This is a genomic window from Streptomyces sp. NPDC033178 (assembly GCF_055577685.1).
This window is the reverse complement of sequence record NZ_JBVIPT010000003.1, coordinates 123,047-137,833: the sequence shown is the minus strand read 5'-3', so window position 1 is coordinate 137,833 and position 14,787 is coordinate 123,047. Positions and strand designations below refer to the sequence as shown.

The 14,787-nt window shown below is 71.3% G+C and carries 3 protein-coding genes; all 3 read left to right on the top strand.

The genetic code is table 11. The features are described from left to right. The first annotated feature begins 49 nt into the window (after positions 1-49). From ACZ5VQ_RS07920 to ACZ5VQ_RS07910, 3 genes are read left to right on the top strand one after another with little or no spacing between them, the layout of a single operon-like run. Entirely contained in the window at positions 50-1,837 is a 1,788-nt protein-coding gene (locus ACZ5VQ_RS07920) for an ABC transporter ATP-binding protein (RefSeq protein WP_469104162.1), read from the top strand. A 58-nt stretch (positions 1,838-1,895) separates the two neighbouring features. Beyond that, positions 1,896-12,989, top strand: a complete 11,094-nt coding sequence (locus tag ACZ5VQ_RS07915) for a non-ribosomal peptide synthetase (protein ID WP_469104161.1) — start codon at positions 1,896-1,898, stop codon at positions 12,987-12,989. Further along, positions 12,973-14,679 carry an ABC transporter ATP-binding protein gene (locus ACZ5VQ_RS07910; RefSeq protein WP_469104160.1) on the top strand — a complete coding sequence of 569 codons (1,707 nt, stop codon included), beginning with the start codon at positions 12,973-12,975 and terminating at the stop codon, positions 14,677-14,679. The genes ACZ5VQ_RS07915 and ACZ5VQ_RS07910 overlap by 17 nt, the downstream gene beginning before the upstream one ends. Positions 14,680-14,787: the final 108 nt, after the last annotated feature.

Genomic DNA, 14,787 nt, shown 5'->3' with positions numbered 1-14,787 from the left:
AGATGTCGATGGTCAACGGATCCCGTCCCCGACCCGATCTGGTTGTGGTGTGAGCACTACCGACACACGCGTCGCCCCGGCAACTCTCCGTACGGCGACCGGGGGTGAGGCCACCCGCTGGGTCGCGGCACACTGCCGCGAGGTGCCGTGGCTGACCCTCTCCACCGTGCTCACCACGGTGGTGGGGGCGGCGCTCCAGGTACTCCCGGTGCTCCTGCTCGGCCAGGTGGTCGACGGGGTGGTCGGGGGCGAGTCCCGCTCGATCCTGGTCAGGATCGGGGTGTTGATGGTGGCCGCCGCGGTGTTCGGCGCGGTGGCCACCGCGGTGTCGACGTACCTGATCGGGCGGCTGGGCGCGGATCTGCTCGCGCGGCTGCGCGAAGGGGCCGTCCGGGCGGTGCTCGGGATGCCGAGCGAACGGATCGAGCAGGTCGGCCGGGGAGACGTGCTGTCCCGGGTCGGTGACGACGTCGCCGTGATCTCGAAGGGCATCCGGACGGCCATCCCCACGGTGTTCTCGGCGGGAGTGCTGGTCGCCATCGCCACGGTCGGCATGTTCGGCCTGGACTGGCGGCTCGGCCTGGCGGGCGCCGGCGCGCTGCCCGCGTACGCGCTGGCCCTGCGCTGGTATCTCCCGCGGTCCGCCCCGCTCTACCGGAAGCAGCGGGTGGCCCAGGCCGACCGCGCGCAGGCGTTGATCAGTGGTCTGAACGGGATCGACACGGTCCGGGCGTACCGCCTTGAGGGTGCCGTCCGCGAGAAGGTCACCAGCGAGTCGTGGCGGGTGCGCGAGCTCGGCATCGAGGTGTTCCGGTTCTTCGGCCGGTTCGTCGGCAGGGAGAACCGCGCCGAGTTCATCGGCCTCGTCCTGATCCTCGTGGTGGGGTACGCCCTGTTGGAGGCCGATGCCGCCAGCCTGGGCGAGGTCTCGGCGGCCCCGCTGATGTTCCACCGGCTGTTCACCCCGCTGGGCGCCATCATGTTCACCTTCGACGAGGCGCAGAAGTCGGGCGCGAGCCTGACCCGGCTGGTCGGGGTGCTGGCGGAGGACGCGGAGGACCGGCTGGTGGGCGACGAGGCCGTCGCGCCCGCGGAGGCCGTGGCGTACCAAGTGACGGTGGAGGGGCTGACGTTCAGCTATCCCGACACCGAGGAACCGGTCCTGAGGGATGTCGGCCTGACGATCCCGGCCGGCGGTTCGCTCGCACTTGTGGGGGCGACGGGCGCGGGCAAGTCGACCCTGGCCGCGCTGATCGCCGGCATAGGGACACCGCAGGCCGGGTCGGTGCGCGTCGGCTCGACCGACCTCGCCGGTCTGGACGAGGCCGGGGCGCGGGCCCTGGTGAGCATCCTGACGCAGGAGACGCATGTGTTCTCCGGCCCGCTCGCCGACGACCTGCGGCTGGCCGCGCCGGAGGCGACCGACGCCGAGCTGATGGACGCGTTGCGAACGGTCGGCGCCGGCGGCTGGGTCGACGGGCTGCCCGACGGGCTCAACACTCTGGTCGGCGAGGGCGGCGAGCGCCTGGACGTCACCAAGGTCGCCCAGATCGCCCTGGCCCGCCTGGTGTTGGGCCGGGCTCCGGTGGTGGTGCTCGACGAGTCGACCGCGGAGGCCGGCAGCGAGGGCGCCGCCGAGCTGGAGCGGGCCGTGCTGGCCGCCTGCGCGGGCCGGACCACGCTGTTCGTGGCGCACCGGCTGACCCAGGCGATGGCGGCCGACCGCATCGCCGTGCTGGACGCGGGACGCGTCGTTGAGCAGGGAACTCACGAGGAGCTGGTGGCTCTGGGCGGCCGCTACGCACGACTGTGGCGGGCCTGGCGCGAAGGCAGTTAGGTAAACCTAATTTAGGTTAGGCTAACTTTCATTACCTGGAAGGGACGCTGAGTCTTCGATGATGGAACCGAGCGCTCGTCTCGTACTGCTTTCTCCCACGCGCCTGGCCGACGTACGCAGGCGGACCGGCGACTTCTCCGACCGGACCATCGTCGAAGCGTGCGCGATCGGCCTGTCGTACTGGGCGACGGGCCGGAGTCCCGAGGGCATCGACCTCACCCCCGGCACGCTGTTCGCCGACGTCCTCGCGTGGGTCGACAACGGCGGGGACGGGCCCGGCGGTTGGGAGACCGGTGGCTGGGAGGCCGGCGGGGACAGCTGGAGCATCGCCGTCCCGGCAGGCGCCATGCAGTCCGACGCACAGCTCGCGCTCGACGACCTGGCCGACTTCCCCGACCGGCCCATCGGCACCATCGGCCCGTCCGGCGTGGCCGCGCGGATCGAGGCCCTGGCCGAGTGGAACGACACCGAGGCCGACCGGGTCCGCCCGACCATGGTGGAGATGTTCCGCGAGCAGGCGCGTACCAGGCCGGACGCCGTTGCCGTCGTCGACGAGCACCGCTCCCTGACGTACCGTCAGGCGGCGGAGCTGTCCAGCCAGTTGGCCCACCATCTGATCGAGCACGGACTCACGGCCGAACAGGTCGTCGGCATCTCACTGGGCCGCTCCGCCGACATGGTGATCGGGCTGCTCGGCGTGCTCCAGGCCGGGTGCGCGTTCGTCCCGCTCGATCCGCAGTGGCCCGCCGCACGCCGGGCCGTCGTCATCGAGGACGCCCGGGTCGTGCTGCAGCTCAACGGCTCCGGAGAGCAGGCCCCGGGCGAACCCGACGCCGTGGCCGTCGACCTCGGCGACTGGAAGTTCGGTTCCCACCCAACAGACGGGACCGGGATCGCCGTCGACGGCGACGCCCTGGCGTACGTCATCTTCACGTCCGGTTCGACCGGGCGGCCCAAGGGCGCGATGATCCGTCACGAAGCCATCAGCGAACGCCTGTTGTGGCAGGTGGACGAGATCCTCGGCTTCGGCCACGACGACGCGTCGCTGTTCAAGGCGCCGCTGTCCTTCGACATCTCCATCAACGAGATCTTCCTGCCGCTGGTGTCCGGCGGCAGACTGGTGGTCCTGCGGCCCGGTGGCGAACGCGACCCGCACCACCTGCTGGGCGTCATCGCCGAACACCGCGTCACCTTCACCTACTTGGTGTCGTCCATGCTGGACGTACTCCTTGAGATCGCCGGCGACTCCGGAGACCTGAACAGCCTGCGGCACGTGTGGTGCGGCGGCGAGGTGCTGACCCCGGAGCTGTACGAACGGTTCCGCACCCGGCTCGACATCCCCATGTACCACGGCTACGGCCCGGCCGAGACGACGATCGGCGTCTCGCACGTCGTCTACCGTGGCGCGGCGGAACGCCTGTCGACGTCGATCGGCAAGGCCAACCCCAACACCCAGTTGTACGTGCTGGACGACGAACTGCGCCCGGTCCCGGTCGGAGTCGGCGGCGAACTGTACGTGGGCGGCTTCCTCCTGGGCCGGGGGTACGTCAACGCGCCCGGGCTCACGGCGTCCCGGTTCGTGGCGAACCCCTTCGCCGCGGACGGGTCCCGGCTGTACCGGACCGGTGACCTCGCGAGGTTCGCCCCGGACGGATCGCTGGACTTCCTCGGCCGGGCCGACAACCAGATCAAGATCCGCGGTATGCGGCTGGAGATCGAGGACGTCGAGGTCGGTCTCGCCGAACACCCCGGCGTACGGCACACCTGCGTCGTCGCCAAGAAGAACGCGGCCGGCGGCACCTACCTCGTGGGGTACGTGATCCCGGCCGCCGGGAGCGAGACCCTGCGGGCGGACGAGGTCAAGGCGTGGGCCGCCGAGCACATGGTCGAGTACATGGTTCCCGCCCATGTCGTCGTGATGAAGGAGTTCCCGCTCACTGCGAACGGCAAGCTCGACCGGAACGCGTTGCCGGAACCCGCCGTAGGGACGGGCTCGATCGTCCCGCCCACCACCGAGAACGAGCGCGCGGTCTGCGCCGCGATCGCGACGCTGCTGCAGCTCGACGAGGTCGGTGTCGACCAGGACTTCTTCCAGCTCGGCGGAGACAGCATCCTGGCGATCTCGCTGCTCAGCGCGCTGCGCGACGCGGGGCTCTACGTCACGACACGGCAGATCTTCACCCACACCCTGGTGGGGGCACTGGCGGCGGTGGCGAGCCGTGAGGACGTCTCCACCGTGGACCACGGGGACATCGCGGCCGGGTCCGTCGTGGGATCGCCCATCGTGCAGTGGCTCGGCGAGACCACCGACGCGATCGACGGCTTCGTCCAGTCGGTCGTGCTGAACACCCCGGCGGACCTGACCGCCGACGCGCTCGACGAGATCCTCGCCGCCGTGGTCGGCCGGCACGACATGCTGCGCGCCGAGCTGGTGCGCGGCGACCGCTGGAGCTTCCACATACCGGAGGCGGACCGGGCCGCCCCCGGGTGGCAGGAGAGCGACCGGCCGCTCGACGAGTGTGTCGCGCTCGCCACCGACGGACTCGACCCGGCGGGCGGCGCGATGCTGCGTGCGGTCTGGCGCCGCGAGGCGCGCCAACTGGTCCTGGTCGCCCACCACGTCGTGATCGACGGCGTGTCCTGGCGGGTCCTGATGGAGGACCTGGCCACGGCGTGGCGGCAGTTCTCCTCGGGCGCGCCGATCGACCTGCCCCCGGTGGGCACGTCCTTCCGACGCTGGACGCAGCTGCTGGACCGCGCGGCCTTCGACGCGGACAGCGCCTACTTCCGGCGCCCCCTGCCGGGAGCGGACGAACCGGTGGGCAGGCGCGCGCTGTCCGCGACCGACACCGTCGCACGCGAGCGGCTCCGGACCGTCTCGGTCGGCCCCGAGGTCACGGCCGCGCTGCTCGGCGAGATCCCCGCGAAGTTCCACGCGGGCGTCAACGACGTCCTGCTGACCGCGCTCGCCGTCACCCTCGCCCGCTGGCGCCGCGACCACGGGCAGGACCAGACGTTCGCGCACATCGAACTCGAAGGCCACGGCCGCGAAGGCCGGTTCGTGGCGGGCAGCGCCGGCTTCGAACCCGAACTGTCCCGCACCGTGGGCTGGTTCACCACGCTGTTCCCGGTGACCGTGGACCCCGGCGCGGCCGGCGACCTCACCGCACCCGAGTACCTGGCCACCGCGCTCAAGGCGGTCAAGGAGGACCTCGCCAGGGTGCCGGACAACGGCGTCTCCTACGGCGCCCTGCGCTACCTGGCCCAGAGCGAGTTCGACGCGCCCGCACCGCAGGTGCTCTTCAACTACCTGGGCCGCTTCGACGCGGGAGCGTCCGGCGACTGGCAACTCGCGGGTACCACCGGCCAGTTGGGCGAGAAGCGCGACCCGAGGATGCGCCTGCCGCGCGCCCTGGAGTTCAACGCGATCGCCGAACCCGCCGCCTCGACCGGCGAGTACGAACTGGTCACCACCATCTCCTGGCCCGACGGGATGTTCACCGACGAGGACATCACGACGCTCGGCGAGTACTTCCGGGTGGCCCTGGCCGGACTGGCCGCGCTCGACCAGGGCGGCCACACCCCCAGCGACTTCCCCCTGGTGCCCCTGACCCAGGCCGACGTCGACGTCCTGGACGGCCCGGAGCTGCGGGACATCCTGCCGCTGACCCCGTTGCAGGAGGGTCTGTACTTCCACTCGGTCTTCGACGACGACTCGGCGGGCAGCTACGTCGAGCAGCAACTGCTCACGCTGGACGGCGAGGTGGACGCCGACCGGCTCGCCGCGGCGGCGACCCGTCTGCTCACGTTGTACCCGAACCTGGCCGCACGGTTCGTGGCCCTCGCCGACGGCCGCGTGGTCTCCGTACTGGACAGCGGTGTCGAGGCGCCGTTCACCACGCTGGACCGCCCCGGCATCACCGACGACGAGATACGCGACCACGCCGAACGGGACCGCCGCGCCGGGTTCGACCTGGCCACAGGACCGCTGATGCGCTACACGCTCATTCGCACGGGCTCCGGCCGCAGCGTCCTGGTGCAGACCGTGCACCACATCATCGCCGACGGCTGGTCGGTGCCCCCGATGCTCCGCGCGCTGCTGGCCGAGTACCACGCGCCGGGGACCGTGTACGCGATCGGCGGCTTCCCCGACTACGTGCGCTGGCTCGCCGGACGCGACGACGACGAGAGCGACCGGGTCTGGCAGGAGCAGCTCGCCGAGCTGCCCGGCCCCTCCCTCGTCGCCGAGGGGCACACCCCCTCCGACCGGTTCGCCGACACCGCCGTGGAGCCGGCGGACGACATCGACGCGGCTGCCCGGACGGCCGGGGTGCCGCTGAGCGCGGCCGTGCACAGCGCCTGGGCGGTGACGCTGGGCGGCATCCTGCACGGCAGGGACGTCGTGTTCGGCTCCACGGTCTCCGGGCGCGACGCCGAGGTGCCCGGCATCGAGAACATGGTCGGTCTGTTCATCAACACGATCCCCGTACGCGCCCGTTGGGCCGCCACCACCACGGCGGGCGACCTGCTCACCTCGGTACGGGAACACCAGAGCGCGGTGCTGCCTCACCAGCACGTGTCGCTGGCGAGGATCGGCCGCCAGGCCGGCGCAGGCTCCCTGTTCGACACCCTGGTGGTGTTCGACGTGGCGACCGACGTGGACGCGCTGCGGGGGCCCGACGACGACCTGGTCATCACCGACATCGTGAACGAGGGCGCCCCGCACTACCCGTTGACACTGGTGGTGGAGCGCGCACTCGACGGGCGTCCGCGCTTCAACCTGATCTACGACGGCGAACTGCTGCGGGAGGCGAGCGCCCAGGAGATCCTGCGTACGTTCACCCGGACCCTCACCGACCTGCTCACCCGGCCCGAAGTCCTGGTCGACGACCTGGCGTCCGGGGACACCCGGCGTCCCGCGCGCATCACTCCGACCACCCTGGGCGGACTGTTCGATGCCGCCGCGCACCGGGACCCGGCCGCCACCGCCGTCACCCAGTGCGGTCTCGACGGCGGTACCCGGTCACTGACGTACGGCGAACTGTCAGCGGCGAAGGGCGAGTTGGCCTCCATGCTGCGGGCGGCCGGGGTCGGACCCGGCAAACGGGTCGCCGTCGCCGTCCCGCGTTCCCTTGAGCAGGTCGTCGCCCTGGTCGCGATCGTCGGCGCGGGCGGTGCCTACGTGCCGCTGGACCTGGCGTACCCGGACGAACGGCTGGAGTACATCCTCGCCGACGCCACTCCGCAGGTCGTTCTCGTGGACCGTGAGCAGCGGGAACGCTTCACGGACCTGCTGGCCCGGGCGGGCGTGTCGGCCCGCGTGCTCGTACAGGGGGACGAGCCGCCGCGGGGAGACGAGCAGACACTCGGAGATGGACAGACGCGGGGAGAGCCGCAGGCCGAGAGTGACGGGCAGGCGCCGGAGCCCAACGAGCCGGGTCCGGCGGTCAGTTGGCACGACCCCGCGTACGTGATCTACACGTCCGGTTCGACCGGCCGGCCCAAGGGTGTCGTCGTCCCGCACTCCAGCGTGGTGACGCTGCTCGCGAACACCCGGCCCGATATGGACTTCGGTCCGTCCGACGTGTGGGTCCAGTTCCACTCCTTCTCCTTCGACTTCGCGGTCTGGGAGCTGTGGGGGGCGTTGGCTCATGGCGGTGAGCTCCTTGTCCCGGAGTACGGGCTGACCCGCTCCCCGGTCGACTTCCACCGGCTGGTCCGCGAGCGCGGAGTCACCGTGCTCAACCAGACCCCATCGGCGTTCTATCAGTTCATCGAGGCCGACCGGCACGCCGGCGAGCCGGTCACCGCACTGCGCCGGATCATCTTCGGCGGCGAGGCGCTGGATCTCGGGCGGCTGCGCGGCTGGGTCGAGCGGCACGGCACCGGTTCGCCCGAGCTGGTCAACATGTACGGCATCACCGAGACCACCGTCCACGTCACCCACCGGGTGCTGACCGACGAGGACTTCGGCCTCGGCGACGACGTCAGCCCGATCGGCGGTCCGATTCCCGGCCTGACCACCTACCTGCTCGACGACCGGCTCCGGCCGGTGCCGCCGGGACGGGTGGGCGCCATCTACGTCGCCGGCGACCAGGTGTCCCTCGGCTACCTGGGCAGGCCGGGGCTCACCGCGGGCCGGTTCGTGGCGAACCCGTTCGCCGACGACGGCTCCCGCATGTACCACACGGGCGACCTCGCCCGCCGCACGCTCGACGGCGAGCTGGAGTTCGCAGGGCGCGCCGACAACCAGGTCCAACTCAAGGGCTTCCGGATCGAGTTGGGCGAGGTCGAGTCCGCGATCAGGGAACTCGACGGCGTGGTCGACGTGGCCGTCACGGTGGCGGACAGCGGCGACCATCTGGTCGCGCACGTGGTGGGGCGGGTGCCCGGTGACTTCACGGAGTCGCTCTCCGCGAAGCTGCCCGTGCACATGGTGCCCGGGCGGGTGTTGCCGGTCGACGCGCTGCCGTTGACGGTCAACGGCAAGCTGGACCGCAAGGCCTTGACCGAGCGGGCAGGCACGCCCACCAGGGACGCGGGGCAGCATCCATTCGCGGGTCAGCCGCGGGGCGCGACCAGCCATGACGCACTCGCAGCCGAAGACGCCGCCGTTGCGGCACTTCCCGCGGAGCGCTTCAGCGATTCCACGCTCGCCCAACTGGTCGGTATCTTCGCGGAAACCCTGCCCGGCTCCGCCGCGGACACCGTGGACGCCGACACCGACTTCTTCATGGCCGGAGGCGACAGCATCGTCGCCATCACCGTGATCAACCGGGCCCGGGCGCTCGGCCTGCCGATCGCGCCACGGGACGTGTTCCTGTTCAGGACACCGCGCGCGCTCGCCGAGCACGTGGGTACGCGCACACCGCAGGCCACGGCGACGAACTCGACACCCGCCCGCCGCGAGGACGGCCCGCTGACGCCGACGCCGATCATCCTGCGCCAGCGGGAACTGGGCGGATCGCTCGCCCGGTTCGCACAGGCGAGGACGCTGGTGGCCCCCGAGGGCACCGGTTTCGCCGATGTCGAGCGCGCCGCGAACGCCGTCGTCGAGGCCCACCCGGCTCTCCGGCTGGGGCTGCGCGCCGAGCACGGCGTGTGGGCACTGCGCACCGAACCCGCCGGCCGCGTCACCGTCGTACGGACGGACGAGACCGACGCGACCACCGCGGCGAACGAAGCCGCCGGACGGCTCGATCCCGAGTCCGGGGACGTGATCGCGTTCTCGTGGCTGGCGGCGAGCCGGACCCTGGTCGTCACCGTGCACCACCTCGCCGTCGACTCGGTGTCCTGGCTGATCCTCCTCGACGACCTGGCCGCCGCCCTGCGCGGGGCGCCCCTGGCACCGCCGACCACCTCCTACGCCGAGTACGCCGAAGCACTGACGCTTCGGTCCGCCTCGGCGATCGACGATCTCGGGGACTGGGTCACCACGCTCCGGGCGCCCGAACTGCTGCCCACGGTCGAGAGGTTGCGCGAGATCACGGTCGTACTCGCGCCGGACGTGAGCGACCTCGTGACACGCACGGCGCCCGCCGCACTCGGTGTCGGTCTCACCGAGCTGCTGTGCGGCGCCCTGCGCACCGCGCTGACCCGCGTCCAGCCGTCACCCACCGACCTCGCTGTCGAGCTGGAGCGGCACGGCCGGGTCCCGGCCGTCGAACACCACGACTACACCCGCACGGTCGGCTGGTTCACCTCCATCGCGCCCGTGCGGCTCACGGCGCACACCGACCCCGTCGCGGCGGCGCGCGAGGTCGCCGAACGCCAACCGGACGAGTCCGGGCACGTCGCCTACGGCGGGCTCAGGTACCTCAACCCGCAGACGGCCCCGCTCCTGACCGCCCGCCCGCAGGTGCTGTTCAACTACCTCGGCCGGGGCAGCGAGTCCCAGGCGCTGCACATCACCGGCGGCGATCAGGGCAGCCCGTACGCCGTCGAGGTCAACGCCTGGATCGACGAGGCCACCGGGAGCCTGCGCGCGGAGTTCATCCTCGCCGAGGGCATACCCGACGAGATCGCCGAACACTGGCTCGGCGCGCTGAAGCACATCGCGGACGCCTCCGCGACGGCCGAGCGCACGGCACCGGTCACTCCGCTCCAGCGTGGTCTGTTTTTCCAGGCCCAGATGGCGGGCTCGGCCGGACACTACGTCGCGCAGAGCTGGTTCACCTTCGACCGGCGCCTGGACACCGACGCGCTGGCCGAGGCGATGGCGTACGTGATCGGACGTCACCCGATCGTGGGCGCCGGCTTCTCCACCGACGACGACGGAAACCCGGTCCAGGTCCTCAAGGCGGGCCGACGGGTCGACGTACGTACGGTCGAGTTGGCGACGGACGCCGAGGTCGAGGCCCTGCGTGCCCGGGACCGGGACACGGGATTCGACCCGGGTGAGCCGCCGCTGATCCGGCTGACCGTGGTGCGGCTGCCCGACGACCGCGACGGCCTGCTGCTGAGCTACCACCTGCTGCTGTGGGACGGCTGGTCCCGCGAGATCATGCTGCGGGACCTGTTCGACGCCTACCGGGCCGTCGTCGTGGGCGAGCCACTGGACGCGGCCCCGGCCACGCCGAGCTTCGAGGACTACGCCCGGGCGCTCGACGCCAAGGACCCCGCCGTATCGGAACGCTTCTGGGCGGAGCACCTGGCGGGCCTCCCGGGTCCGACACTGCTTGCCGGACCGGCGCCGTCCCTCTCGGACGACCTGCCGCGCGCGCTCGTGCACCAGATGTCGGAGGAGCAGTCGGAACTGCTGCGGGAAGCGGCAAGGACGCACGGCGTCACACTGAACTCGGTGCTGACCGGCGCGTTCGGCCTCCTGCTCGGCGCCCACACCGGCCGCAGCGACGCCGTGTTCGGCGTGACCGTCTCCGGCCGGGAGGGCGAGGGGCTGTCCGACATCGTCGGCGTGCTGCTCAACACCGTGCCCATGTGGACACGGGCACGGCCGGACGACACGGTCCGGGAGTACCTGTCGGCCGTGCAGACGGCCAGGGTCGAGGCCATGGAGCACGAGCACCTCGGCCTCGGTGAGATCCAGCGGGCCAGTGGACACGACACCCTGTTCGACAACCTGTTCGTGCTCCAGAACTTCCTGGACATGGACGCGTTCGCCGAGATGAACGCCCGGCACGGCATCACCTCGGTGAAGGCCGACGACTCCACCCACTACCCGTTCACCTGGGTCGTCACGCCCGGCGACCGGCTCACGGTCAAGCTGGAGCACCGCTACGGCGACACCGACAACGCCCGCCGTCTCCTCGACGACTACCTGCGCGTGCTCGAAGACCTGGCCCGGTCGACCGGACCGGTCGGCGCGCTGCCGGGCCTCGGGGCGGAGCCCGAGCCCGCCGAACGCACGGACGTCGGAACGGACACCGTGGTCGACCGGTTCGACCGGGCGGCGGACCGTGACCCGCAGCGGGTGGCGCTCGTCGCCCATGGCTCGACCATGACCTTCGCCGAACTGCGGGACCGCAGCCGCGCGGTGGCGGGTGTGCTCGCCGGTCGCGGCATCGGCACGGAGACGAACGTGGGTCTCGCGATCCCGCGCTCCCTCGACTCGATCGTGGCGCTGTTCGCCGTGCTGCGCGTCGGCGCCGCGTACGTGCCGCTGGAACTGGACCACCCGGACGAGCGGATCGCCGCGATCGTCGAGGACGCCCGCCCGGACGTGATCCTCACCGCGAGTGCCGTCTCCCCCCGGCTGACCGGCGACCTGATCGAACTGGACCGCCCGCTGCCCGAGGCCGAGCCGTATGTGACGTTCGCGCCGGACGACCCGGACCGCCTGCGGCACCCCGCCTACACGATCTACACCTCCGGATCGACCGGGAAGCCCAAGGGCGTGGTGACCGAGTACGCAGGGCTCACCAACATGCTGATCAACCATCAGCGCCGCATCTTCGAACCGGTGTTGGCGGAGCACGACCACCGGGTCTTCCGGATCGCGCACACCGTGTCCTTCGCGTTCGACATGTCGTGGGAGGAGCTGCTGTGGCTCGCCGACGGCCACGAGGTGCACATCTGCGACGAGGAACTCCGGCGCGACGCCCCCCGGTTGGTCGAGTACTGCCTCGAATACGGGATCGACGTCATCAACGTGACCCCAACCTACGCGCAACAGCTCGTCGCCGAGGGGCTGTTGGACAACCCGGACCGACGGCCGGCGCTGGTGCTGCTGGGCGGCGAGGCCGTCACCCCGACGCTGTGGCAGCGGCTCGCCGAGACGGAGGGGACCGTCGGCTACAACCTGTACGGGCCTACCGAGTACACGATCAACACCCTTGGTGTCGGCACCTTCGAGTGCCAGGACCCGGTGGTGGGTGTGGCGATCGACAACACCGACGTGTACGTACTGGATCCGTGGCTGCGCCCGCTTCCGGACGGGGTTCCCGGTGAGCTGTACGTGTCGGGCATCGGCATCGCGCGCGGTTATCTCGGGCAGCCCGCCCAGACCGCGCACCGCTTCGTCGCCTGCCCGTTCGGCGAACCCGGCGAGCGCATGTACCGCACCGGAGACCTGGTGGTCCGGCGGCCCGACGGCAACCTGATGTACCTGGGCCGCACCGACCAGCAGGTCAAGATCCGGGGACACCGGGTCGAACTGGGCGAGGTCGAGGCCCTGTTCGCGGCACACCCGGCGGTGCGGTTCGTCGCCGCGGTGGCCCAGCCCGACCCGCAGGTCGACGGGGCGTACCGGCTGGCCGCCTACCTCGTGCTCGACGGCTCCGACCTGGCGGCGGTCGCCGCCGAAGTGGGCGCCGGGCTACCGGACTTCCTGCGACCGACGCACTACGCCGAGGTCGACAGCATCCCGCTGACGGTGAACGGGAAGGCTGACACCAAGGCGCTGCCGGAGGCCAAGCCGCTGGGCGCGCTGACCACGGCGGGGGAGCGCGGACCGGAGACCGAGACCGAGACCACGGTGTGTGAGTTCTTCGCCGAGGCACTGGACCTGGACGACGACGAGGTGAGCGCGGTGAGCGACTTCGTGTCCCTCGGCGGGCACTCCATGCTGGCGGTGCGGCTGATCGGGCTGCTCCGCCGGGAGTACGGTCCAGTGATCACCATCCGAGACCTGTTCACCCTTCGAACCCCGGAAGCGATTGCCCACCACCTCGATGACAATGCCGACAACTCCTGACACGCGGCGGCCCCGCCCAGGGTCCGACATCCTCCGTACCGCTCTGCGTCGCAACATCGGCGCCATGGTCTGGGGCACCGTCCTCATGGGCCTGTACCAGGCGGGTGAGACGGCCTTTCCCATCGCGCTCGGTCTCATCGTCGAACACACCATGCAGGGAGACCGGAGCCTCGGCGCGCTGGGCCTGTCGATCGGCGCGCTGGCCGTGATCATCACGACCGTGTCGCTGTCGTGGCGGTTCGGGATGCGCGTCCTGCAGAAAGCCAACACGACCGAGGCACACCGCTGGCGGGTGCGGGTCGCGGCCTGCGGACTCCAGCCGGTGGCCAGGGACGTCGACCTCAAGTCCGGCGAGATCCTGACCATCGCCACCGAGGACGCCGACCAGACCGCCGACATCATCGAGGTGGTCCCGCTGCTGATCAGCTCGCTGGTCGCGGTGGTGGTCGCCGCGGTCGCGCTGGGCCTGGCCGACATCCGGCTCGGTCTGCTGGTGATAGTGGGAACCGTCGCGATCCTGTCCGTCCTGAGCGTGATGTCCAAGCGGATCGGCGCCAGTACCCAGGAACAGCAGGCCCGGGTCGCGCGGGCCGGAGCGAAGGTCGCCGACCTGATCATCGGCCTCCGCCCGCTGCACGGCTTCGGCGGCAACCACGCCGCGTTCGGGTCCTACCGGAAGGTCAGCACGGAGGCCAAGCACCAGGCGATCACCGTCGCCAAGGTGAACGGCGTCTACGCGGGCACCGCGCTGGCCCTCAACGCGGTTCTCGCCGCCGCCGTGACCCTGACGGCGGGCTGGCTCGCGTTCGACGGCCGGATCACCATCGGGGAACTCGTCATGGCCGTGGGCCTGGCGCAGTTCATCATGGAACCGCTCAAACTGTTCTCGGAGATGCCGAAGTACGTGATGATCGCGCGTGCGTCCGCCGAGCGGATGGCGCTTGTGCTGACCGCGCCGCCGGTGACGACACCGGGCCCGGAGCGCCCGGCCGCGGGCGGCTCCCTGGAGATCGACTGCGTCCGGTACGGGACCCTGCGCAAGCTGAAGTTCCAGGTGCCGGCCGGCGAGTTCGTGGCGATCGCCGTCTACCAGCCCCGCTCGGCGGCCGACCTCGCGTCGGTCCTGGCCGTGAACGTCCCGCCCGAGGCGTACGAGGGAGCGGTGCGGGTCGGCGGGCAGGAGCTCGCGGACCTGTCGGTCGAGGCGGTGCGCGAGCACATGCTGGTGAACCCGTACGACGGGGAGATCTTTGCCGGCACCCTCCGCACGAACATCGACCCGTCGGGCACCAGCCGGACGGTCCCCGAGGCCGTCGAGGCGTCCCTGCTCACCGATGTCGTCGCCCTGCACCGTGAAGGACTCGACCACGGCGTCCGCGACCGCGGCGCGAACCTCTCGGGCGGGCAGCGCCAACGGCTGTCCCTGGCCCGCGCGTTGGCCGCCGACACCGACGTCCTCGTCCTGCACGACCCGACGACGGCCGTCGACGCGGTCACCGAACAGCTCATCGCCCGCAACATCGCGAAACTGCGCCGGGGCCGCACCACCGTCGTCCTCACCAGCAGCCCGGCCCTCCTGGACGCCGCCGACCGCGTCCTAGTACTGGACGACGGCGTAATCACAGCAGAAGACACCCACCGCAACCTCCTCGCCAAGGACGAGGCCTACTGCTCGGCGGTGGCGAGGTGAACTGCTGAACTTCCTGGGGGCGAGACGCGCCCCATCAGGGGCGCGGGGAACGGCGCAATCTTTTAGGGGCGCGAGGAACCGCGCACCCAGCCCCCACCGACCCGCAGA

Excerpts from the sequence above, each read along its gene's own strand:
- ACZ5VQ_RS07915 (WP_469104161.1), top strand. The coding sequence starts at position 1,896 with ATGATGGAACCGAGCGCTCGTCTCGTACTGCTTTCTCCCACGCGCCTG.
- ACZ5VQ_RS07910 (WP_469104160.1), top strand. The coding sequence starts at position 12,973 with ATGCCGACAACTCCTGACACGCGGCGGCCCCGCCCAGGGTCCGACATC.